16 protein-coding genes are annotated in these 24,006 nt (G+C 69.7%); 5 read left to right on the forward strand and 11 right to left on the reverse strand.

The window, feature by feature from the left end; translation table 11 throughout:
* The first annotated feature begins 80 nt into the window (after positions 1 to 80).
* Positions 81 to 569 (forward strand): non-specific DNA-binding protein DpsA, encoded by a 489-nt coding sequence (dpsA, locus tag VXM69_RS22720; RefSeq protein ID WP_034187148.1) that lies wholly within the window; start codon positions 81 to 83, stop codon positions 567 to 569.
* Between the two features lie 211 nt (positions 570 to 780).
* Complete coding sequence (ubiA, locus tag VXM69_RS22725; RefSeq protein WP_034187149.1) at positions 781 to 1,644, forward strand: 4-hydroxybenzoate octaprenyltransferase; 864 nt, start codon at positions 781 to 783, stop codon at positions 1,642 to 1,644.
* Between the two features lie 100 nt (positions 1,645 to 1,744).
* Here the strand turns inward: ubiA and proC are convergent, their stop codons facing one another.
* The 6 genes from proC to VXM69_RS22755 all read right to left on the reverse strand — a co-directional run bounded on the left by proC (position 1,745) and on the right by VXM69_RS22755 (position 8,881).
* Entirely contained in the window at positions 1,745 to 2,557 is an 813-nt protein-coding gene (gene proC, locus VXM69_RS22730; protein WP_367190183.1) for a pyrroline-5-carboxylate reductase, read from the reverse strand.
* 52 nt (positions 2,558 to 2,609) lie between these two features.
* On the reverse strand, positions 2,610 to 3,308 hold the full coding sequence (locus tag VXM69_RS22735; protein WP_034187443.1) for a YggS family pyridoxal phosphate-dependent enzyme: 699 nt from the start codon (positions 3,306 to 3,308) through the stop codon (positions 2,610 to 2,612).
* A 120-nt stretch (positions 3,309 to 3,428) separates the two neighbouring features.
* Positions 3,429 to 4,655 (reverse strand): glycolate oxidase subunit GlcF, encoded by a 1,227-nt coding sequence (gene glcF, locus VXM69_RS22740; RefSeq protein ID WP_034187151.1) that lies wholly within the window; start codon positions 4,653 to 4,655, stop codon positions 3,429 to 3,431.
* 7 nt (positions 4,656 to 4,662) lie between these two features.
* Positions 4,663 to 5,751, reverse strand: coding sequence for a glycolate oxidase subunit GlcE (glcE, locus tag VXM69_RS22745; RefSeq protein WP_034187152.1), 1,089 nt, complete (start codon positions 5,749 to 5,751; stop codon positions 4,663 to 4,665).
* A 185-nt stretch (positions 5,752 to 5,936) separates the two neighbouring features.
* A complete protein-coding gene (locus tag VXM69_RS22750) occupies positions 5,937 to 7,430 on the reverse strand; it encodes an FAD-linked oxidase C-terminal domain-containing protein (RefSeq protein WP_034187153.1) in 1,494 nt (497 codons plus the stop codon).
* 41 nt (positions 7,431 to 7,471) lie between these two features.
* Entirely contained in the window at positions 7,472 to 8,881 is a 1,410-nt protein-coding gene (locus VXM69_RS22755) for an FAD-linked oxidase C-terminal domain-containing protein (protein ID WP_049035160.1), read from the reverse strand.
* A gap of 136 nt (positions 8,882 to 9,017) precedes the next feature.
* Between VXM69_RS22755 and VXM69_RS22760 the strand changes: the two genes are divergently transcribed.
* Entirely contained in the window at positions 9,018 to 9,569 is a 552-nt protein-coding gene (locus tag VXM69_RS22760; RefSeq protein WP_034187155.1) for a cob(I)yrinic acid a,c-diamide adenosyltransferase, read from the forward strand.
* Positions 9,570 to 9,664: 95 nt separating this feature from the next.
* A complete protein-coding gene (gene hmpA / locus VXM69_RS22765; RefSeq protein ID WP_367190184.1) occupies positions 9,665 to 10,873 on the forward strand; it encodes an NO-inducible flavohemoprotein in 1,209 nt (402 codons plus the stop codon).
* A 248-nt stretch (positions 10,874 to 11,121) separates the two neighbouring features.
* Here the strand turns inward: hmpA and aroG are convergent, their stop codons facing one another.
* From aroG to VXM69_RS22785, 4 genes are all read right to left on the reverse strand, one after another.
* Positions 11,122 to 12,195 carry a 3-deoxy-7-phosphoheptulonate synthase AroG gene (aroG, locus tag VXM69_RS22770; RefSeq protein ID WP_034187157.1) on the reverse strand — a complete coding sequence of 358 codons (1,074 nt, stop codon included), beginning with the start codon at positions 12,193 to 12,195 and terminating at the stop codon, positions 11,122 to 11,124.
* 397 nt (positions 12,196 to 12,592) lie between these two features.
* On the reverse strand, positions 12,593 to 14,059 hold the full coding sequence (gene tldD, locus VXM69_RS22775; RefSeq protein ID WP_034187158.1) for a metalloprotease TldD: 1,467 nt from the start codon (positions 14,057 to 14,059) through the stop codon (positions 12,593 to 12,595).
* A gap of 85 nt (positions 14,060 to 14,144) precedes the next feature.
* A complete protein-coding gene (locus VXM69_RS22780; protein ID WP_049028365.1) occupies positions 14,145 to 14,972 on the reverse strand; it encodes a carbon-nitrogen hydrolase family protein in 828 nt (275 codons plus the stop codon).
* A 48-nt stretch (positions 14,973 to 15,020) separates the two neighbouring features.
* On the reverse strand, positions 15,021 to 19,226 hold the full coding sequence (locus tag VXM69_RS22785) for an AsmA-like C-terminal region-containing protein (protein WP_059557325.1): 4,206 nt from the start codon (positions 19,224 to 19,226) through the stop codon (positions 15,021 to 15,023).
* A gap of 230 nt (positions 19,227 to 19,456) precedes the next feature.
* Here VXM69_RS22785 and glnE point away from each other — a divergent pair, with 230 nt between their 5' ends.
* Entirely contained in the window at positions 19,457 to 22,261 is a 2,805-nt protein-coding gene (glnE, locus tag VXM69_RS22790; RefSeq protein ID WP_175027630.1) for a bifunctional [glutamate--ammonia ligase]-adenylyl-L-tyrosine phosphorylase/[glutamate--ammonia-ligase] adenylyltransferase, read from the forward strand.
* Between the two features lie 92 nt (positions 22,262 to 22,353).
* Here the strand turns inward: glnE and recN are convergent, their stop codons facing one another.
* Entirely contained in the window at positions 22,354 to 24,003 is a 1,650-nt protein-coding gene (gene recN / locus VXM69_RS22795) for a DNA repair protein RecN (RefSeq protein WP_034187162.1), read from the reverse strand.
* Between the last annotated feature and the right edge of the window lie 3 nt (positions 24,004 to 24,006).

Consider the following 24,006-nt stretch of genomic DNA (forward strand, 5'->3'; position numbering starts at 1 on the left):
AACGGATGCCGTGCGACGCGGCATGCGGATTGCTCGACGCATTTTCACCGGTTCAACATTTCGAACGAGGAGTCCCGAAGATGGCCAGGAAAGGCAACGCCACGCCGATCAACATCGGCATCAGCGACAAGGACCGCAAGAAGATCGCGGACGGCCTGTCGCGCCTGCTCGCCGATACGTTTTCGCTGTACCTCAAGACCCACAATTTCCACTGGAACGTGACCGGGCCGATGTTCAACACGCTGCACCTGATGTTCGAGGAGCAGTACAACGAGCTATGGCTCGCGGTCGATTCCGTCGCGGAGCGCATTCGCACGCTCGGCGTCGTCGCGCCGGGCACGTTCGCCGAGTTCGCGAAACTGTCGTCGGTGCCGGAAGCGAAGGGCGTACCGGCCGCCGAGGAGATGATCCGCCAGCTCGTCGAAGGACACGAGGCGGTCGTGCGCACCGCGCGCGACATCTTCCCGATCGCCGACGCGGCCAGCGACGAGCCGACCGCCGACCTGCTGACGCAGCGCCTGCAGACGCATGAAAAGACCGCGTGGATGCTGCGGTCGCTGCTCGCGTAAGCGCGGTGCGGCCGTGCAGGGGCGCCGACCGGCCCGATCCGCGATGCGGTCGACTCTGTCCCTTGATTGACGCGCGATGCGGCACAGCCGCGCGCAGCGGGCCTGGGCGGCGTGTGCGCGCCCGCCGGTAGCCGTCTGCGGGCCGCTCCCGACATGACGCGGAGCGCCGCTCGGCTCTAAAATGCCGGGGTTATCTTCCCGGTGCTTCGCCATGCTTGCCCGTTTTCCGCTGTATCTGCGGCTCGTCCGGATGGACAAGCCGATCGGCAGCCTGCTGCTGCTGTGGCCGACGCTCAACGCGCTGTGGATCGCGTCGGACGGCCATCCGCGCTGGCCGCTGCTCGTGATCTTCGTGCTCGGCACGCTGCTGATGCGCTCGGCCGGCTGCGCGATGAACGACTACGCCGACCGCGATTTCGACCGTCACGTGAAGCGCACGGCCGACCGGCCGCTGACGTCGGGCAAGATCCACGCGTGGGAAGCCGTCGCGATCGCGGTCGGGCTGTCGTTCGTCGCGTTCCTGCTGATCCTGCCGCTCAATACGCTGACGAAGGAACTGTCCGTCGTCGCGCTGTTCGTCGCGGGCTCGTATCCGTTCATGAAGCGTTTCTTCGCGATTCCGCAGGCGTATCTCGGCATCGCGTTCGGCTTCGGCATCCCGATGGCGTTCGCGGCCGTGCAGGACACGGTGCCGGCGATCGCGTGGGTGATGCTGGTCGCGAACATCTTCTGGTCGGTCGCATACGACACCGAGTACGCGATGGTCGATCGCGACGACGACATCAAGATCGGCATTCGCACGTCCGCGCTGACGTTCGGCCGCTTCGACGTCGCGGCCGTGATGGCGTGCTACGCGGCGACGCTCGGCATCTACGTGTGGGTCGGCGTGACACTCGGCTTCGGTCTCGTGTACTGGGCCGGCTGGGCCGCCGCGGCCGGCTGCGCGCTCTATCACTACACGCTGATCAAGGATCGCGAACGGATGCCGTGCTTCGCGGCATTCCGGCACAACAACTGGCTCGGCGGCGTGCTGTTCGCGGGCATCGCCGCGCATTACCTGCTGGCCGGCAACTGAACGACGAAGCCGCGCGCCCGGCGCGCGCCGCCAATGAAAAAGCGACCTGACGGTCGCTTTTTTTACGTCGGCGCCGGCAATCCGGCAAGCGCTCCCGCGCTTACGCGCGGCCGAGTTCGTCGCCCATTTCCTTCGCACGCGCTTCCGCCGCGAGCGCGCCGCGCACGATCGCTTCCTTCACGCCCTGCGCGTCGAATGCCGCAAGCGCGGCGGCCGTCGTGCCGCCCTTCGACGTCACGCGCTCGCGCAGCACGCTCGCCGGCTCGCCCGATTGCGCGGCCAGTTGCGCGGCGCCCGTAAACGTCGTGACCGCGAGCGCGCGGCCCTGTTCGTCGTTCATGCCGAGGCGGCGCGCGGCTTCCTGCAGCGCTTCGATGAAATAAAACACGTACGCGGGGCCGCTGCCCGAAATGGCCGTGACGGCGTCGAGTTGCGACTCGTCGTCGAACCACACGATCTCGCCGACCGCGCCGAGCACGTTCGACGCGAGTTCGCGGGCCGCCGCGTCGACCGCGGGCAGCGCGGCGAGGCCCGTCACGCCCATGCCGACCAGCGCGGGCGTGTTCGGCATCGTGCGCACGACGCGCGGGTAGTCGCCGAGCCAGCGCGCGAGATCCGTGCCGCGGATGCCGGCCGCGATGCTGATCACGAGCTGCGACGTCAGGTGCGGCGCGAGCGCCTGCGCGACGTCCTTCAGCACCTGCGGCTTCACCGCGAGCACGATCGCGTCGTAGCCGGCGAGCGTCGCGTCGACGGCCGCGCCGGTGCGGATGCCGAATTGCTGCGCGGCACGCGCGCGGACGTCCTCGTTGACGTCGATGGCATACAGGCCGTCGGCGGCGACGCCGCGCTTGATCAGGCCGCCGATCAGGGCCGCGGCCATGTTGCCGCCGCCGATGAATGCGATTTTCATGATGTCCGAATGAGCGAGTGAGTGAACGGAAAGGCGGAAAAGGGCGTGGCGTTCAGTGCGAATAATCGCGCGCGCCGAAGATCGCGGTGCCGACGCGCACGATCGTCGCGCCTTCGAGCACGGCCGCGTCGAGGTCGGCGGACATGCCCATCGACAGCGTGTCGAGCGGCAGGCCGTCGGCGCGCAACGTGTCGAACAGCGCGCGCAGCGCGCGGTGCGGCACGCGTTGCGCGTCGGTGTCGCCGGCCGGTTCGGGAATCGCCATCAGGCCGCGCAGCCGCAGCGACGGCAGCGCGGCGACCGCGCGCGCGACCTCGGCCACGTCGGCCGGCGCGACACCGCTCTTCGACGCCTCGCCGCTGATGTTCACCTGCACGCACACGTTGAGCGGCGGCAGGTGCGCGGGGCGCTGTTCCGACAGGCGCTGCGCGATCTTCAGGCGGTCGACCGAATGGACCCAGTCGAAGCGTTCGGCGACAGGGCGCGTCTTGTTCGATTGCAGCGGCCCGATGAAATGCCATTCGAGCGACGCGCGCAGGTCGGCGAGCGCATCGATCTTGTCGATCGATTCCTGCACGTAGTTTTCGCCGAATGCACGTTGCCCGGCCGCGTGCGCGGCGCGCACGTCGTCGGCGGGAAACGTCTTCGACACGGCGAGCAGCGAGATGGTGGCGGGATCGCGGCCGGCCGCGCGGGCGGCGTCGGCGATGCGGCGGTGAACGGATTCGAGACGGGCGGCGAGATCGGACATGACGGGCGCGAAAGCAGGCACGAAAGCGGGCATGAAGCCGATGCGCCGCGACACGCGGCGCATCGATCCGCTCATTATACGGACGCCGCGCGCGGACGCCGGCCGCGGCGGCGCGTCACGTCAGCCGTACAGCAAATGCTCGACGAGCTGGACCCAGTGGGTGACCGGAATCTGCGTGCCGCTCTGCAGGTGCGCGATGCAGCCGATGTTGCCGGACACGATCATCTGCGGTTCGAGCGCCTGCAGTTTCAGCAGCTTCTGCTTGCGCAACCGGTACGACAGCGACGGCTGCGTCAGCGAATAGGTGCCGGCCGAGCCGCAGCACAGATGGCTGTCGGCCGGTAGCCGCACGTCGATGCCGAGCGTCTCGAGCAGCCGCTCGACCTTGCCGCGCGACTGCTGGCCGTGCTGCAGCGTGCACGGCGGGTGGTACGCGACCGTATGGACCGCGCGGCGCCGCGCGAGCGTCGCGAGTTCGGCCTCGAATGCGAGCAGCACGTCGGAGATGTCGCGCGTCAGCGACACGATGCGCTGCGCCTTCTCCGCGTAAGCCGGATCGTCGCGCAGCAGGTGCGCGTATTCGAGCACCGTCGCGCCGCAGCCCGATGCGTTCATCACGATCGCCTCGGCGCCCTGTTCGACGTGCGGCCACCAAGCGTCGATGTTGCGGCGCGCGTCGTCGAGCGCTTCGTCGTGATAGTTCAGGTGCAGGCGGATCGCGCCGCAGCAGCCCGCGTCGGGCGCGACGACCGTCTCGATGCCGAGCGCATCGAGCACGCGCGCGGTCGCGATGTTGATGTTCGGCAGCATCGACGGCTGCACGCAGCCGCCGAGCATCAGCATCTTGCGCGGATGCGTGCGGTGCGGCCATTCGAGCAGCCGCGTGCGCGGCGGCACCTTGTCGCGCAGCCGCTTCGGCAGCAGCGGCCGCACATGCTGGCCGAGCCGCATCACGGGCGAGAACAGCGCGGCATTCGGCACGAGGCTCGCGAGCATGCGGCGCACGAGCCGCTGCTGCGCCGGGCGCTGCACCTGCGCCTCGACGTGCTTGCGGCCGATCTCGACGAGCCGGCCGTACTGGACGCCGGACGGGCAGGTCGTCTCGCAGCTGCGGCACGTGAGGCAGCGGTCGAGGTGCTGCTGCGTGCTGCGCGTGACGGGCGCGCCTTCGACCATCTGCTTGATCAGGTAGATGCGTCCGCGCGGGCCGTCGAGTTCGTCGCCGAGGAGCTGGTAGGTCGGGCAGGTCGCGGTGCAGAACCCGCAGTGCACGCACTTGCGCAGGATCGCGTCGGCCTCGTCGCCGTCGGGCGTGTTGCGGATGAAATCGGCGAGGTTCGTTTGCATCGAGCCCTCAGAGGTCGGGGTAGAGCCGGCCGCGGTTGAAGATGCGCGCGGGATCGAAGGCGGCCTTCAGCCCGCGGTGGATTTTCATCATCGGGGCGGGAAGCGGCGTGAACACCCCCGCGCTGCGGTCGTACGCGTCGCCCGCGCGGAACAGCGTCGCGTGGCCGCCGGCCTGCTTCGCGCTCATGCGGACGGTCTGCGCGTCGGCGTCGGTGATCCACCAGCGCTGCGCGCCGCCCCATTCCATCAGCTGGGTGCCGGGCAGGTGCATCGGCTCGGTGATTGACGGCAGCGCGAGGCGCCACAGCGCGTAGCCCGGCGGGATGCCGTTGAAGAACGGGTCGGTATGCTCGCGCAGGCCGGCCCAGAAGCGCTCGGCTTCGACCGCGTCGACGACTTCGCCGCCGAGCAGCGTCTTCGCCGATTTCACGGCCGCCTCGGCGCCCGACAGGCGCAGCACCAGCGTGCCGTTGCGCCAGGCGCTCGCACTGACGGGCAGCGGGTGGCCGCCCCATTCGTTGAGCTTGCGTACCGCGTCGGTCGCGGTCATCTCGAACTTCAGCGTGACCTCGGCGACGGGCATCGGCAGCACCTTGATCGACAGGTCGAGCATCAGCCCGAGCGTGCCGAGCGCGCCGGCCATCAGGCGCGACACGTCGTAGCCGGCGACGTTCTTCACCACCTGGCCGCCGAAGCGCAGCATTTCGCCGCGGCCGTTCATCAGCGTGACGCCGAGCACGAAATCGCGCGGTGCGCCGCAGGTGGCGCGGCGCGGGCCCGCGAGGCCGGCGGCGACGCAGCCGCCGACGGTGGCCGCGCGGCCGAAGTGCGGCGGCTCGAACGGCAGCATCTGGCCGCGCTCGGCGAGGACGGTTTCGAGCTGCGCGAGCGGCGTGCCCGCGCGGACCGTGACGACGAGCTCTGCCGGGTCGTACGACACGATGCCCTGAAACGCGCGCGTGTCGAGTATTTCGCCCTCGAGCGCCTGGCCGTACCAGTCCTTGGTGCCGCCGCCGCGAATCCGCAGCGGCCGGCCGTCGGCACTGGCCGCGCGGATACGCTCGGCCCATTCGGCGACGATGTCGTCCTCTTCCATGTTCTGTTGCTGCCTCGACTTGTTGTTCGGTCGATTGTACCGGGGTGGCGCGATTCCACATCGCGACTATCCCTAAGCCCCGTATCGCGGATCGCATGCCCGCGTCGCCGCGCGAACGGGCCGCGCGGGCACGGCCGGCCGCCGCGGCCGGGCCGCGGGCACGGGCCGCGACCCGCGCGCGCCGCTCAGAAGCGTGGCAGGTCGGGGTGCGGCAACAGCCCGCCGCGCACGTGCTGGCGGCCGTACTCGGCGCAGCGCGCGCGGGTCGGGATGCCCTTGTCCGGGTTCAGCAGGCCGGCCGGATCGAATGCGCGCTTGACCGCGAAGAACGCGTCGCGCTCCTGCGGCGAGAACTGCACGCACATCGAATTGAGCTTCTCGATGCCGACGCCGTGCTCGCCCGTCACGCTGCCGCCGAATTCCACGCAGCATTCGAGGATTTCCGCGCCGAACTGCTCGGCGCGGTGCAGCTCGTCCGGATCGTTCGCGTTGTACAGGATCAGCGGATGCATGTTGCCGTCGCCCGCATGGAACACGTTGATGCAGCGCAGCCCGTAGCGCGTTTCGAGCTGTTCGATGCGCGCGAGCAGCGGGCCGATCGCACGGCGCGGCACGGTGCCGTCCATGCAGTAATAATCCGCGGAAATGCGGCCGGCGGCCGGAAACGCATTCTTGCGGCCCGACCAGTAGCGCAGCCGCTCCTGTTCGTTGCGCGACACCTGGATGCGCGTCGCGCCGTGTTCGCGCAGCACGGCCGTCATCCGCACGATCTCCTCGGCGACTTCCTCCGGCGTGCCGTCCGATTCGCACAGCAGGATCGCCTTCGCGTCGAGGTCGTAGCCCGCGTGCGTGAACGCCTCGACGGCCTGCGTGGCCGGCTTGTCCATCATCTCGAGCCCGGCCGGGATGATGCCCGACGCGATGATCGCCGCGACGGCCTCGCCGCCCTTGACGACGTCGTCGAAGCTCGCCATCACGAGCTGCGCGGTCTGCGGTTTCGGAATCAGGCGCACCGTCACCTCGGTGACGATCGCGAACATCCCCTCGCTGCCGATCATCACGGCGAGCAGGTCGAGACCCGGCATGTCGAGCGCGAGCGAGCCGAATTCGACGATTTCGCCGTCGATCGTCACCGCGCGCACGCGCATCACGTTGTGCACGGTCAGCCCGTATTTCAGGCAGTGGACGCCGCCCGAGTTTTCCGCGACGTTGCCGCCGATCGTGCACGCGATCTGCGACGACGGGTCGGGTGCGTAATACAGGCCGTACGGCGCGGCGGCTTCCGAGATCGCGAGGTTGCGCACGCCGGGCTGCACGGTCGCCGTGCGCGCGTACGGATCGACCTCGACGATGCGCGTGAAGCGCGCGAGCGACAGCACGACGCCGAGCGCGATCGGCAGCGCGCCGCCCGACAGGCTCGTGCCGGCGCCGCGCGGCACGATCGGCACTTCCATGCGGCGGCAGATCTGCACGATCCGCTGGACCTGCGATTCCGTTTCCGGCAGCGCGACCGCGAGCGGCAGGCGGCGGTACGCGGACAGGCCGTCGCATTCGTACGGTGCGGTGTCTTCGTCGCGATACAGCAGGCAGTGCGTCGGCAGCACGGCCATCAGCGCCTGCACGACTTCGCGCTGGCGCTGCGCGCGGGCAGCGCTCGACAGTTCGACGGGGGCGTTCATGAGGTCTCCTGCAGCGGGCGGCGCGCGGTCGCGCCGCCGTGTCAGCACGTGAAAATCTTGCCCGGATTCATCAGGTTGCGCGGGTCGAGCGCGAGCTTGATCGCGCGCATCGTGTCGATCGCGTTGTCGCCGTGCTCCTTCGGCAGGAAACGCATCTTGTGCAGCCCGACGCCGTGCTCGCCCGTGCAGGTGCCGCCGAGGCGCAGCGCGCGCTCGACGATCCGGTCGTTGATGTGTTCGGCTTCGGCGAGCTCCTCGGGCTTGTCGGGATCGATCAGGATCGCGACGTGGAAATTGCCGTCGCCGACGTGGCCGACGATCGGGCAGGGCAGCGACGACGCACGCAGGTCGACTTCGGTTTCCTCGACACACGCGGCGAGCTGCGAGATCGGCACGCACACGTCGGTCGTCACCGCGCGGCAGCCCGGCTTCAGCTGCAGCATCGCGAAGTACGCGTTGTGGCGCGCGGCCCAGAGCCGGCTGCGGTCTTCGGGACGTGTCGCCCATTCGAAGCCCTGGCCGTGGTTCTGGCCGGCGAGCGCCTGCACGAGTTCGGCCTGCTCCTTCACGCCGGCCTCGGTGCCGTGGAATTCGAAGAACAGCGTCGGCGCTTCGGTGAGCGTCAGGTTCGAATGGCGGTTGATCGAGCGCACGGCGAGCGCATCGACAAATTCGACGCGCGCGATCGGCACGCCGATCTGGATCGTCTCGATCACGGTGCGCACCGCGTCGCCCATCGTCGGGAACGTGCAGATCGCGGCCGACACGGCTTCCGGCAGCGGGTGCAGGCGCAGCGTGATCTCGGTGATCACGCCGAGCGTGCCTTCGGAGCCGACGAACAGGCGCGTGAGGTCGTAGCCGGCCGACGACTTGCGCGCGCGCGAGCCGGTTTTCACCACGCGGCCGTCGGCGAGCACCGCGGTCAGGCCGAGCACGTTCTCGCGCATCGTGCCGTAGCGTACGGCGTTGGTGCCCGATGCGCGGGTCGCGGTCATTCCGCCGATGCTGGCGTCGGCGCCCGGATCGATCGGGAAGAACAGGCCGGTGTCGCGCAGCGCGTCGTTGAGCGCCTTGCGCGTGATGCCCGGCTCGACCGTCACGGTCAGGTCTTCGGCGTTGATCGACAGCACGCGGTTCATTTCCGACAGGTCGAGCGACACGCCGCCGCGCACCGCGAGCAGGTGGCCCTCGAGCGACGAGCCGGCGCCGTATGGGATCAGCGGCACGCTGTGCAGCGCGCACAGCGACACGACTTCGCGCACGTCGTCGGGACTGTGCGCGAACACGACGGCGTCGGGCAGTTGCGGATCGAACGGCGATTCGTCGCGGCCGTGGTGCGCGCGAACCGCGTCGGCGGTTGACACGCGCTCGCCGAAGGCGGCGCGCAGCGCATCGAGCATGGCGGGGGGCAGCGGGCGGCGCGCGGCGGCCGGCGGGGCAGGGTGATTCACGAACGTCTCCTGACGGCTTGTCGAACTTTCGGCCCATTCTACGCCGTAACACCCGCTGCGCCTGCCGCCGCGGGCTGCGATAATCGCGTTCCAGCCAACCGGGCCGCATCACGGCCGCGCACGAGAGGACATTCGCATGGGCAACCGCTTGAGCAAGATCGCCACGCGCACCGGCGACGACGGCACCACCGGTCTCGGCGACGGACGGCGCATCGGCAAGGACGACGCGCGGATCGCGGCGATCGGCGACGTCGACGAACTGAATTCGAACCTCGGCGTGCTGCTCGCCGAGACGCTGCCGGACGACGTGCGCACCGCGCTCGTCACGATCCAGCACGACCTGTTCGATCTCGGCGGCGAGCTGTGCATTCCCGGCCACGCGGTGCTCGACGACACGCATCTCGCGCGCCTCGACCAGTGGCTCGCCGACTACAACGCGACGTTGCCGCCGCTGAAGGAATTCATCCTGCCGGCCGGTTCGCGCGCGGCGTCGCTCGCGCACGTGTGCCGGACGGTGTGCCGCCGTGCCGAGCGCTCGATCGTCGCGCTCGGCCGCCACGACACGCTCAACGATGCGCCGCGGCGCTACGTGAACCGGCTGTCCGATCTGCTGTTCGTGCTGGCGCGCGTGCTGAACCGCGCCGGCGGCGGGACGGACGTGCTGTGGGAGCGCGGGCGCGTCCGCTGACGCGCGGTCGGGTTGTTGCGCACTGCGACAATTTGCCAGAGGGAGCGTGTATTTTTAAAGATGTATTGTGTGTACATGTTTAACGGAGAACGAACATGACCCACATCACCGCTGACCAGATGGCTCGCGTGAAGGCCACTGCTCCTGTCCTCGCCGTTCACGGCGCGACGATCACGAAGCACTTCTACCAGCGCATGTTCGCGCGCCATCCGGAACTGAAGAACCTGTTCAACCAGACGCACCAGAAGACCGGCAGCCAGCCGGAAACGCTCGCGAAGGCCGTTTATGCGTACGCCGCGAACATCGACAATCTCGGTGCGCTGGGCGGCGCGGTGTCGCACATCGCGCACAAGCACGCAAGCCTGAACATCCGCCCCGAGCATTACCCGATCGTCGGCGAGAACCTGCTCGCGTCGATCGTCGAGGTACTCGGCGACGCGGTCGACGCCGAGACGCTCGAGGCGTGGCGCGTCGCGTACGGCCAGCTCGCGCGGATCCTGATCGGCGCCGAGGCCGATCTGTATGCGGGTGCCGCGTGGAGCGGCTTCCGCCCGTTCAAGGTCGCGCGCAAGGTGCGCGAGAGCGACGAGATCACGTCGTTCCACCTGATGCCCGCCGACGGCGGCGCGGCGCCGGCCTTCGAGCCGGGCCAGTACGTCACGGTGAAGCGTTTCGTCGGCGAACTCGGTGCCGATCAGCCGCGCCAGTACAGCCTGTCCGACGCGCCGCACGGCAAGTGGCTGCGCATCTCGGTGAAGCGCGAGGCCGGTCGGCCGGAAGCGATCCCGGCCGGCAAGGTGTCGACGCTGATGCACGACGGCGTGGAAGAGGGCGCGATCGTCGAGGTGACCGCGCCGATGGGCGAATTTTCGCTGAAGCGCGGCGTCGCGACGCCGGTCGTGCTGATCTCCGGCGGCGTCGGCCTGACGCCGATGGTGTCGATGGCGTCGACGCTGGTCGAGGAACGCAGCCCGCGTGAAGTGCGGTTCGTCCACGCGTGCCGCTCGGGCGCGGTGCACGCGTTCCGCGACTGGCTGAACGAGACGGTGCGCACGCACGCGAACGTCAAGCGCACGGTGCTGTACGAACGGGTTGGCCTGCAAGACCGGGCCGGGGTCGATCACGACCTCGAAGGGCGCTTGACGCCGGAGCGCGTGCAGCAATACGCGCTGGTGCCGGATGCCGACTACTACGTTTGCGGCCCGATCGCATTCATGAAGGCGCAACGCGATGCGCTGATCGCGCTCGGCGTCGCGCCGGAACGCATCCATACCGAGATCTTCGGGTCGGGCGCGCTCGAGTGAGGCCCGCGCGCGAGACCTGCGCTTCATGAAAAAGCCCGGCGCGAGCCGGGCTTTGATTGGGGGGCGGGCACGGCGTCGTGCGTGGCGCTTCGGCCTCGCGTGACCGCGCCACACTTCGGCATCGGCGCTGACCGGTCGCATGCCTTCGGGCTTGCGCGACGGTCACGCGGTCGAACGCATCGGCATGGTCCGGACAATCCGGCAGTGCCGTCGCCGGGCGGGCCATACGGCCAGCCGGTTCGCGTCCGTCAGTTGCCGCTGCCGCGCGCGACGCGGCGTGCCTTGACCGATTCCGCGAGGCCTTCGAGTACCTTCACGCTGTCGTCCCACGCGATGCACGCGTCGGTGATGCTCTGGCCGTAGGTCAGCGCGCAGCCTTCCTTCAGGTCCTGCCGGCCCTCGACGAGGTGCGACTCGATCATCACCCCGACGATGCGCGCGTCGCCGGCCGCGATCTGGCGGCCGATGTCCGCGCAGACGGGGATCTGGTTCTCGTGCTTCTTCGAGCTGTTCGCGTGGCTCGCGTCGATCATCAGGCGTGCGGCGAGGCCGGCCTTGCCGATGTCCGCGCAGGCGGCGTTCACGCTGTCCGCGTCGTAGTTCGGCGTCTTGCCGCCGCGCAGGATCACGTGGCAGTCCTCGTTGCCGGCCGTCGACACGATCGCCGAGTGGCCGCCCTTCGTCACCGACAGGAAATGGTGCGGCTGCGACGCGGCCTTGATCGCGTCGACCGCGATCTTCACGTTGCCGTCGGTGCCGTTCTTGAAGCCGACCGGGCACGACAGCCCCGACGCGAGCTCGCGGTGTACCTGCGACTCGGTCGTGCGCGCGCCGATCGCGCCCCACGAGATCAGGTCGGCGATGTACTGCGGGCTGATCATGTCGAGGTATTCGGTCGCGGCCGGCAGCCCCATCTCGTTGATCTGCAGCAGCAGCTCGCGTGCGGTGCGCAGCCCTTCGTTGATCTTGAAGCTGTTGTCGAGGTGCGGATCGTTGATGAGCCCCTTCCAGCCGACCGTCGTGCGCGGCTTCTCGAAGTACACGCGCATCACGACTTCCAGTTCGCCCTTGAAGCGCTCGCGCTCCTTCACGAGCCGGCCCGCGTATTCGATCGCCGCCTTCGTGTCATGGATCGAGCACGGCCCGATGACGACGATCAGCCGGTCGTCCATCCCGTGCAGGATGCGGTGCATCGACTGGCGCGAGTTGTAGATCAGCTCGGACGCGGCTTCGGAGCACGCGAATTCGCGGATCAGGTGGGCGGGCGGCGTCAGTTCCTTGAGTTCGCGAATGCGGACGTCGTCGGTATTGTGCGGGGGCATGCTGTTTCTCCTAGGTTCCGGGCGCCGTTCGATCAGTGGGCGTGCGGCGGATTCATCAATTCAAGCGATTCAGTGATTTCGGTCGGGGGCCGTGGGACCGCTGCGGCGGCGACCGGGTGGCGAAGGGCGAAAAAAAACCGCCGGGTTCGCCGGCGGTTTTTTCGGGAATTTCGGTTGCGCTTTACGCGCCATCAACCCTCTCGATCCGCCAGCGGTCTGAGATACCAAAAAAAGTAAAAGTAAAACTTGGCGGACATGACGGGAATGGGGTTCGTCAAAAAAGTTGATTCGGAATTTATACCGCGTCGCCGGGCGGCTGGCAACCGGCAGCGGTCAAAAATGCGGACAATCCGCGCGTTTCACCCGAAATGCGCGGATTGTCTGCGCCGCGATGCGGTTATGCCGTACCGCCGACCGTCATCTTGTCGATCCGCAGGGTCGGCTGGCCGACGCCGACCGGCACGCTCTGGCCTTCCTTGCCGCACACGCCGACGCCCGTGTCGAGCGACATGTCGTTGCCGATCATGCTCACGTACTTCAGCGATTCGGGGCCGCTGCCGATCAGCGTCGCGCCCTTCACCGGGTAGGTGATCTTGCCGTTTTCGATCATGTACGCCTCGGACGCCGAGAACACGAACTTGCCGTTCGTGATGTCGACCTGGCCGCCGCCGAAGTTCACCGCGTACAGGCCGTTCTTCACCGACGCGATGATTTCCTGCGGATCCTTGTCGCCGTTCAGCATGTACGTGTTCGTCATGCGCGGCATCGGCAACGCCGCGTACGATTCGCGCCGCGCGTTGCCCGTGACCGGCATCTTCATCAGGCGTGCGTTCAGCGTGTCCTGGATGTAGCCCTTCAGGATGCCGTCCTCGATCAGCGTCGTGCACTGCGTCGGGTTGCCTTCGTCGTCGATGTTCAGCGAGCCGCGGCGGTTCGGCAGCGTGCCGTCGTCGACCACCGTCACGCCCTTGGCCGCGACCTGCTCGCCGATCCGGCCGGCGAATGCGGACGAGCCCTTGCGGTTGAAGTCGCCTTCGAGGCCGTGGCCGATCGCTTCGTGCAGCAGCACGCCCGGCCAGCCCGGCCCGAGCACGACCGTCATCGCGCCGGCCGGCGCGGGGCGCGCGTCGAGGTTGACGAGCGCCGCATGCACGGCGTCGTCGACGTAGCGCGACAGGACTTCGTCGGTGAAGTAGCCGTAGTCGAAGCGGCCGCCGCCGCCGCCGGAGCCGATTTCGCGGCGGCCGTTCTGCTCGGCGATCACCGTGACCGACACGCGCACGAGCGGGCGGATGTCGGCGGCGAGCGCGCCGTCGCTGCGTGCGACCAGCACGACGTCGTATTCGCCGGCGAGGCCGGCCATCACCTGCGTGACGCGCGGGTCGCGCCCGCGCGCCATCTGCTCGATGCGCTCGAGCAGCTTGACCTTGGCCGTCGCGTCGAGCGACGCGAGCGGATCGGACGGCAGGTACAGGTCGCGGCCCGAGATGCCCTTCAGCGAGCTGGCCGCCTTGATCTTCTGGCGGCCGCCGCCGGCTGCCGCGATCGCCTTGGTGGCGGCAGCGGCTTGCGCGATCGCCTCCGGCGACAGGTCGTCCGAGTACGCGAACGCGGTGCGGTCGCCCGCGACCGCGCGCACGCCGACGCCCTGGTCGATGCTGAAGCTGCCCGATTTGACGATGCCTTCCTCGAGGCTCCACGCTTCGCTGCGGGTCGCCTGGAAGTACAGGTCCGCGTAGTCGACGCGATGCGTGAAGATGTCGGCGATCGTGCGCGTGAGCAGGCTTTCGTCGAGGCCGTACGGCGTGAGCAGGATGTCCTTCGCCAGCGCGAGGTTGCGGATGCCGGGTTCGATGATGTTCATGCGGATATCGGGGGTTCTCAAAAAGTTGTCGGGTGCTGCTGGGCAGATGGGTGGGCCGCGCGGCGTTTCAAGCGGCGCGGCGGATTCAGGTCAGTACGCGGTGCCGCCATGCGGGCAGGCTCTGGCGCACCTCGGCAATGCGTTGCGGATCGATCGTGCCGGGCACGACGCTGGCGCCGACATCGCTGACCGCGACGATCTCGCCCCACGGATCGATCAGCATGCTGTGGCCCCAGGTGCGCCGGCCGTTCTCGTGCTTGCCGCCCTGCGCGGCCGCGAGCACGTAGCACTGGTTCTCGACGGCCCGCGCGCGCAGCAGCGTTTCCCAGTGCGCGCGGCCCGTCGTATACGTAAACGCCGACGGAACGACGATCAGCGCGCAGTCGCCCATCCGGCGATACAGCTCCGGAAAGCGAAGATCGTAACAGACCGACAGGCCGACCCGCCCGAACGGCGCGTCGAACGCGACGACCGTGTCGCCCGCGCGGATCGTGCGGGCCTCGTCGAACGATTCGTCGCCTTTCTCGAAGTTGAACAGGTGGATCTTGTCGTAGCGCGCGGCTTCGCTGCCGGACGGATCGAACACGAGCGTCGTGTTCAGCACGTGATCGGGCTCGGGCGCCTTCAGCGGCAGCGTGCCGCCGATCACCCAGATGCCGTGGCGGCGCGCGGCGTCCGCGAGGAAGCGCTGGATCGGGCCGTCCCGGTACGGTTCGGCGAGCGCGAGCTTGTCGGTGTCGCGGTGGCCCATGAAGCAGAAATATTCGGGCAGCAATACGAGCTGCGCGCCTTCGCCGGCGGCTTCCGCGATCAGGCGGCCCGCTTCGGCGAGATTGCGTGTGACGTCCGGCGTGCTCACCATCTGCAGCGCGGCGACCCGGAAGGGTGTGGCGGAACGGGTGTGGTCGGTCATCGCGGGATCGGTTGCGTCATAAATGGGGTGCGGCCCGGCGCCATCGGCTCACTGACCCGGATGCGCCGGATCGGCCGGACCGTGATTCATCTTACCCTGATCGCCCCGCACCCGCTCGATGTGCGGGTGCGCCCACGAGCCGGTGATCGCGTAGTCGAGCGCGAATGCGCGCGACAGCGTCTCCGACAGCGCGTAGTTCGCGGCCAGCACGCCGACGCCGAGCAGCGGGTTGATGACGGCCGCCCCGATCGCGGCCGCACCCGCGCTGATTTTCGGCGCGACGTGCGCATGGAGGTCCTGCGTCTCGGTGCCGAGATCGACGGCGCCGCGTACGGTGACGTTGGCGGGCCCCGTCATCATCGAGAAATCGTCGGTGCGCGCGATCCCGTTCGAGATCCGGCTCGTGCCGGTGATCTTGTCGAACGGCAGGCCCTTGCCGATGACGTCGCGGAAGTTCAGCGTCAGGAAGCGTGCGAGGCTCTGCAGGCTCAGCACGCCGAGCAGTTTGGCCGCGCCCGGATCGACCTTCAGGATCTGGCCGTGTTCGAGATCGAGCGCGACCTGGCCGCCGAACGTCGGGAAGTCGACCGCGGTCGGACCGCCGCGCCAGCCGACCTTGCCCGTCACCGTGCCGTGGCCGCGCTCGAGCGTGCGCGGCAGGCCGACGCGATCGAGCAGCGCGCCGGCGTCGTCGATGGCGAGCTTGAAATCGAACACGCTGCGGCGCGGCGCTTCGCTTTCGTCGGCGCCGCGGGCGAGCGCGCGGCGCGACGTGCGCCAGTTGCCGGTCGCCGTGAGCTTCGCGGCCGGGTTCGACAGCTCCAGCTTGTCGAGCTGCCACACGGGCGTGCCGTCTTCGTCGATGTTGCGCGCGTTGACGACGAGACGGCCGATGTCGTGGTCGCGCGCGACGACCTGGTCGACGATCAGGTCGATCGACGGCATCGGGCGGTCGGTCGGCGTCGGCAGGTTCATCGCGCGGCCGACGAGGTCGTGCTGCGAACTCTGCGGCACCACGAGCTTCGCGAGGCGCGCATTCAGCACGCCCGCGCCGTTGTGGCCGCCGCCCGGCGCCCACGACAGGTAGCCCGATACCTGGTTCGACGCGATGTTCGCCTGCCAGAGATCGTCGACGTGCGACGCGCCGACGATCACGTTTTCCCAGTTGCGCTTGAGCAGTTTCAGCGTGCCGAAGTGGAGCGCGAAGCGCTTCGGCGCGAAGCTCGCGAAATCGACGCGCGGCGCGCCCTGCGGCTCCGGTGCGCGCGGCGTGTCGGGCTGCAGCGTGTGGGCGAGCGCGAGCCACGCGTCGGCGTCCAGTTCGCCGACGTCGACGGCCGCGCTCACGCCGTCCTGCGGCATGTCGGGCATCCGGTGGATGCCCATCGCGCCGCGCACCGCGCGCAGCGGCTGGCCGCGCGTCGCGTCGAGCAGGTAGGTCGCGGACACTGGGCCGAGCGTCAGGTCGGCGTGTTCGAGGCGTTTGCCGTCCGCCTGCGGCGCCGGCTGCAGCGTGAAGCTGAACGGCATCGGCGTGCCGGCCGGCTTCGCGAACGGCGCGGGGAAATTCAGCGCCACGCCGGTCAGGTCGGATTGCGCGTGGATGTCGGGCAGGCGGCCCGGCGCGCCGCGCACGGCGACCTTGTACGGCGCGTCGCCGACCACGTGCTCGAGCAGCGCGGCGGCCGCGCCGTGCAGGTTCAGGCCGCGTGCGGCGTCGAGCGCGAGGCGGCCGTCGACGTCCACCGTGTACGGGCCGTGCGACCGGAAGTTGCCGTTCGCGCGCACCGGGCCGCCGAGGAACCGCCCCGACAGGCCGTGCAGCGACGCGCCGGCCTCGGTGAAGCGGACGCTGCCGCGCAGCGCCGACAGCGGCGGCACGCCGCTGGTCGACAGTGTGTTGCCGCCGAACGCGAGCGCGCCTTCGACGTGCGTATGCGGATGCGCGACGTGCTGCGGAATCGTGATCTTGAGCCCGAGCGATGCCGGCCCCTGCGCGTCGATCCGCTGGCCGATATGGCCGCTCATCGTGCCGAGCGAGCTGTTGTCCGCGTAATCGATCAGGTCGGCGAGCGGGCCCTGCGCATGGCCGTCGATGATCAGCGGCGAGTGTGACGGATTGCCGAGATCGTCGATGCGGCCCGCGACCTTCGTCAGCGCGACGCGCTTGTAGTGCGCGCGGTCGATGTCGAAGCGCAGCTTGTTCTGCTTGAGCTCGAACACGCCGTCGATTCCGTCGAGCGCGGGCCAGACGCTCGGCGTGCCGTTCGCGAGCTTGCGCGGCGGGTAGGGCGTCGGCTCGAAGCGCCCGCCGGTGAACGGCGCGACGATATGGAACACGCCGGCGTCCGGCTCGTGCTCGAACGGGAATTTCTCGAGCGGGCCGCGCGCGACGATCGACGCGCCCTTGGTTACCTTGCCGTCCTGCAGCGCGTGGCCGAGATAGTCGCGCAGGTGCTCGGACATCCCGGTCGGCAGGTAGCGCGGAATGCGCGCCACCGACGCGCGCGCGAAATCGGCGCGCAGGTCGAGCGTGCCGCGGCCGTGGCCGGGGTTCGAGTACGAGCCCGACACCGCGATTTCGGCATCGGGGTTCGACACGAGCAGGTCAGGCAGCGATACGTCGACGCGCGCGTGTTTCTCGCCGGGCGCGGGCGTGATCGTCCATTTTGCGTTGCCGCGCAGCCGGTCGAACGTCAGGCGCGGCTCGTCGAATTCGCCGGGCACGGTGACGGCCGCTTGGACCGTGTCGAAATGCGCGTTGCCGCCCGTTTCGTTCGCGTCGACGCGGCCCCACAGGTTCTCGATACCCGGCCAGCCGGCGCGCGGGTGGCCGCGCGGCGAGAGTCCGGGCGGCGGCTCCTGGGCCGCGAAGCTGATGCCCTGCAGGTCGCCGAGGAAGCGGTAGCGGACGATCGGCGCGGCGCCCATGCGCCGCTCTTCGTCGGCGAGGTCGGGCCGCGCGGGTTTCGCGCGCTCGACCTCGATGTGATAGTTCGACACCATCCCGCGCGGGTCGATCTTGATCAGCTCGTTGCGCAGGCGCGCCGGCAGCGGCAGCCCGCGGATGAACTCGCTGAGGATGCCGAGATCGACGCGGTCGCCCACGACGCTGATCAGCTGGCCCTGCGTCGCGGTCGGCACGCGGTAGCGCGCCGTCAGCGTCGACAGCGCGAGCGAACGGGCGAGCGGCGTGCCGTCCGGCAGCGGCGGCTGGCCGAGCTCCGCGTTGAAGCGCGTCAGGTGCAGCGTGTAGTCGTGACCGGCGTCGAGCACCATGTCCCAGCCGAAGCCGACCGTCGGCACGTCGAGCCGCGGCTGCGTCGGGCGCACCCGCAGCGCGACGTCGGCGCCCTGCAGGTCGCCGCCCGCGGCGCGCAGGTGGCCGTCGCCGAAGGTCGCCCAGATCGCATTGTCGATCCGGCCCGCGTGAATCGTCAGCGGCACGTCGAGGTAGCGCGTCAGCGTCTGCAGGTCGACGGGGCCCGTCGACAGGTACGCGTCGCCGGTCCAGTTCGACGGCTTGCCGATCGGCGCGAGCGGCTTGTGTCTGAAGCGCGCGCGGAAATCGAGCGGACCGAGCAGCAGCGTGCCGTTCGCGGGCGCCTGCAGCGCGGCCTTGTGCACGCGGCCGCTGTTGAGCACCGCGAGCCGGATGCCGGACAGCACGAGCTCCGGCGCGTCGTGCTGGGCGTCGCGCCAGCGCAGCGTGCCGCCGCGCAGCACGATCGCTTCCTGCTTCAGCAGCCACGTGCCGAATGTGTCGCTGCCGCCGTGGGTGGTTGCCACGCCGACGCCCGCGACGCTCAGCGAACCGTCGGCCGCGCGCGCGACGACGAGGTCGGGCTGGTCGACGATCAGGCTCGACAGCGCGGGCGACAGCCGCAGCAGCGACATCCACGACAGCGCGGCCGTCGCGTGCGGCACCGACAGCGCGACCTTGCCGTCGCGGCCGCGGATCGTCAGGTTCGTGAGTTCGACGCCCGGCTGCATGCCGGACCAGTTCGGGGAAAGCCTGCCGATCGAAAGCTGCGCGTGGAGCTTGTCGGACACCGCGCGCTCGATGCGCGGGCGGAATTCGTCGATGCGGGGCAGCAGGACGTAGCGCAGCCCGAGGAAGGCGCCGGACGCGACGAAGTAGGTGCCGATCCCGACTGCCAGCGTCACCCTGAACACGCGACGCAGGACCGGATGATCGTGCTTCGGAGGTCCCGCTTCGGGCGCAGCTACGGCGGATTCCTGACGGTCGGACATGCGGCGGACGGGCGGCGATATGGTAGTTTTGCAGACTGACGTTGAAATGTATCACACGGGTTCGTGCCGGCGGCCGTTGCGGCAGCGCGGCACGGGCTTTCCGGCGCGCGGTGCCGCGGCGGACGCGCGAGCGTCCCGCGAGGCCGCGCCGAGTTCACGAGGCCGGCCGGCAGCGGGGCGCGCACACGCCGGCCCGCGCCGGCTGGCCGTTCCGCCAGGCCCGCTTCTCGATGACCGACGCTTCCGCCCTGATCAGCACGTCCTATTCCCGCTACCTTGCCCGCGCGGCCGCCGCACGGCCCGCGCTCGCCGAGCAGGTTGCCGCGTGGGCGGCCGCGCCGCTCGGCCGCGTGCAACTCGATGCACGCCTCACCGAATTGCTCGCGACGCCGGCCGGCACGGCCGCGCCGACCGAGGAGCAACTGAAGCGCGCGCTGCGGCAACTGCGCGCCGAGGCGTTCGGCGCGGTCGCGGAGCGCGACCTGCGCGGGCTGGCCGACGTCGCCGAGGTGACGGGCGCGATGACCGATCTCGCCGAAGTGGCCGTGCAGCGCTCGCTCGCGCTGCTGTCGGCCGAACTCGAGGTGCTGTACGGCGAGCCGCGCGGCGCCGACGGCCAGCGCGTCGTGCTCGGCGTGGTCGGGATGGGCAAGCTGGGCGGCCGCGAGCTGAACGTGTCGTCGGACATCGACCTGATCTTCGTCTACGAGGACGACGGCGAGACGACGGGCGGCACGCGTTCGCCGCTGTCCACGCAGGAATACTTCACGCGGCTCGGCCGGCGCCTGATCGGCGTGCTGTCCGAGGTCACGGCCGACGGCTACGTGTTTCGCGTCGACATGCGGCTGCGCCCGAACGGCGATTCGGGGCCGCTCGTGTGCAGCCTCGGGATGCTCGAGGAATATTTCTACGTGCAGGGGCGCGAGTGGGAGCGCTACGCATGGATCAAGGGGCGCCTCGTGTCGGAAGGCGCCAGCGACGCGGCGCAGCGGCTCGCCGCGCAGCTCGAGTCGCTCGTCAAGCCGTTCGTGTACCGCCGTTATCTGGATTTCGGCGTGATCGGCGCGATCCGTTCGCTGCACCAGCAGATCCGGCAGGAAGCCGCGCGCCGCGCGTCGATGCGGCCCGACAAGGCCGACGACGTCAAGCTCGGGCGCGGCGGGATCCGCGAGATCGAGTTCAGCGCGCAGGTGTTCCAGCTGATCCGCGGCGGCCAGGATGCGGAATTCCGCGTGCGGCCGACGCTCGCGGTGCTGCGTCATGCGCAGGCGCGCGGGCTGATCGGCGAGGACGTGCGCGCCCGCCTGACCGATGCTTACAATTTCCTGCGCACGCTCGAGCACCGGCTGCAGTACCGCAACGACGCGCAGACGCATGCGATGCCGGTCGAGTCCGACGAACGCGCGGCGCTGGCCGCCTCGCTCGGCTTTGCCGACTACGCGGCGCTGATGACGGTGCTGGACGAGCACCGGAACTTCGTCGAGGCGCAGTTCGACCAGATCTTCGCGGACAAGGTGAAGGGCGGCGGCCCTTGCGCGGCGGGTGACGACACGGCTGCTGCATGGATCTGGAGCGGCGCGCTGGGCGACGACGGCGAGGACGACGCGCTGGTCGCGCGCCTCGACGGCCTCGGCTTCGCCGATCCGGCCGCCGTGCTCGCGCGGCTGCGTGCGATCTGGCAATCGACGCGCTACATGGGCCTGCCCGAAAAGAGCCGGCAGCGCTTCGACCGCGTCGCGCAGCGGGCGCTCGACGCCGCGCCGACGATCGATGCCGCGCGCCGCGACGACACGATCGTGCGCCTGTTCGACCTGCTCGAGACGGTCAGCCGGCGCGGCGTTTATCTCGCGCTGCTGACCGAATATCCGGCCGCGCTCGATCGCGTGCTGTCGGTGCTCGGCGCGACGCGCTGGGGCGGCGGCTACCTGATCCGCCACCCGCAATTGCTGGATGAACTGCTCGACGACGAGGTGATCGCGAGCCCGTTCGACTGGCCCGCGTTCAAGGACGCGCTGCGCGCGCGCCTCGCGGCGGCCGACGGCCCCGAGCAGCAGATGGACCTGCTGCGCCATGCGCAGCACGCCGAGGTGTTCCGGATCCTGCTGATCGACCTGGCCGGGCAACTGTCGGTCGAGCATGTGAGCGACCGGCTGTCCGAGCTGGCCGACGCGGTGCTCGACGTGACGATCGAAGTCGTCTGGTCGCAGCTCGCGAAACGCCATCGCGACGTGCCGAAGTTCGCGGTGATCGCGTACGGCAAGCTGGGCGGCAAGGAACTCGGCTACGCGTCCGATCTCGACCTGATCTTCCTGTACGACGACCCCGACGAGCGCTCGGCGGACGTCTACACGACCTTCACGCGGCGCCTGATCACGTGGCTCACGACCGCGACCGGTGCCGGCGCGCTGTTCGACATCGACCTGCGCCTGCGGCCGAACGGCGAGGCCGGGCTGCTCGTCACCGATCTCGATGCGTTCCGCCGCTACCAGCTGCGCGAGGGCGACGCCGCGAACACGGCATGGGTGTGGGAGCACCAGGCGCTGACGCGTGCCCGCTACAGCGCGGGCGATGCGCGGATCGGCGAGGCTTTCGAGGCGATCCGCCAGCAGGTGCTGACCACGCCGCGCGACGGCGGCGTGCTCGCGAAGGAGATCGTCGACATGCGCGAGAAGGTGTTTGCCGGCCATCCGAACCAGACCGAGCTGTTCGACCTGAAGCACGATCGCGGCGGAATGGTCGACATCGAGTTCATCGTCCAGTACTGGGTGCTGCTGCACGCGTCGAGCGACGCCGAGCTGATCCGCAATACCGGCAACATCGCGCTGCTGCGCGAGGTCGCGCGCTTCGGGCTGATGGGCGAGGACGAGGCCGAGCGCGTCGGCGCCGCGTACCGCAAGTACCGGAAGCTGCAGCACAAGCTGCGGCTCGACGGGATGGAGAAGGCGCGCGTCGATCCGGCCGTGGTGGCGGACGAGCGGGCGGCCGTGACGGCGCTGTGGGTGCGCGTGTTCGGTGCGGTTGAAACGGGCGTTTGAACGAAGGCAGGGCGGGCGCGGTTTCGACGCGCGTACCGTCCGCCGCGTATCGCGAGCGCGCCGGGCTGGAGCGGCGCAGGCCGACGGCCGTGTCAGGCCGCCAGCATTTCCTTCGCGTGCTTGCGCGTCGTGGCCGTGATCTCGAGCCCGCCGAGCATCCGCGCGACTTCCTCGATCCGGCTGGCGCGGTCGAGCGCGACGACCGTCGACACGGTGCCGCCGCGATCGTCGGCGCCCTTCGCGACCTGGAAGTGATGGTCGCCGCGCGCGGCGACCTGCGGCAGGTGCGTCACGCACAGCACCTGGCGGTCGCGCCCGAGCTGGTGCAGCAGACGGCCGACCACTTCGGCGACGCCGCCGCCGATCCCCGTGTCGACTTCGTCGAAGATCAGCGTCGGCGTCGGGCTCGCCGCGCTGGCGATGACCGCGAGCGCGAGGCTGATGCGCGCGAGCTCGCCGCCCGACGCGACCTTCGCGAGCGGCCGCAGCGGCACGCCGGGGTGCCCGGCGACGCGGAATTCGACCTGTTCGAGCCCGTGCGGGCCGCCGTCGGCGAGCGGCACGAGCGCGACTTCGAAGCTGCCGCCCGCCATCGACAACTCCTGCATGCCGGCCGTGACGGCCGTGCCGAGCGCCTTCGCGGCCTGCGCGCGCGCCTTGGACAGGTGCCGCGCGTCGGCGAGATAGGCTTCGCGCGCCTTCGCCTGGGCGGCCTCGAGCGCGCCGAGATCGGCTGCCGCGTCGAGCGCGGCGAGCTGCGCACGGCGCGCCGCATGTTCCTCGTGCAGCGTGTCGGGCGGCAGCCGGAACTTGCGGGCGGTCGAGTGCAGCGCATCGAGACGCGTCTCGACCTGCGCGAGCCGCTCGGGATCGAGATCGACGCGCTGCGCGTAGTGCGACAGCGAATAGACGGCTTCCTGCAGCTGGATCTCGGCCGGTTCGAGCGACGCGAGCGCGTCGCCGAGCGCGGTGTCGTAGTCGGCCAGGCTGCGCAGTTTCGACACGATCGCGCCGAGCTGCGCGAGCATCGCGTCGTCGGATTCGGACAGCGCGTTGAGCGCGCCGCGCACACCCTCGATCAGGTTCGCCGAATGCGACAGCCGCTTGTGCTCGTTGCTGACTTCGTCCCACTCGCCGGGCTGCGGCGCGAGCTTGTCGAGTTCGGCGAGCTGCCACGCGAGCTTTTCGCGTTCGAGCTGCAGTTCGCGCTCGTGCGCCTTCGCGGCGTCGATCGCCTGTGTCGCGTCCCGCCACACGCGCCATGCGCGCGCGACGTTCGCCGCATCGGCGACGAGCCCCGCGTGCGTGTCGAACAGCTCGCGCTGCGCGTCGGGCCGCATCAGCAGCTGGTGCGCATGCTGGCCGTGGATGTCGACGAGCATTTCGCCGAGTTCGCGCAGCTGCGCGAGCGTCGCGCTGGTGCCGTTGATGAACGCGCGCGACCGGCCGTTCGCGTCGATCACGCGGCGCAGCATCACGGTGTCCTCGGTGTCGAACGCGTGTTCGTCGAGCCAGCGCGCGACGCGGTCGTGCGGCGTGAATTCGGCCGTGATGTCGGCGCGGCCGCAGCCGGTGCGCACGACGCTCGCGTCGGCGCGTTCGCCGAGCGCGAGGGCAAGGGCGTCGATCAGGATCGATTTCCCGGCGCCGGTCTCGCCGGAAAAGACGGAAAAGCCGCTGTCGAATTCGAGATCGAGCGCGGCGACGATGACGAAGTCGCGGATCGAGAGGTGACGGAGCATGGT

Origin of the sequence: Burkholderia sp. Ed8 (genome assembly GCF_040761425.1) — a bacterium.
Taxonomy (GTDB): Bacteria; Pseudomonadota; Gammaproteobacteria; order Burkholderiales; family Burkholderiaceae; genus Burkholderia; species Burkholderia seminalis.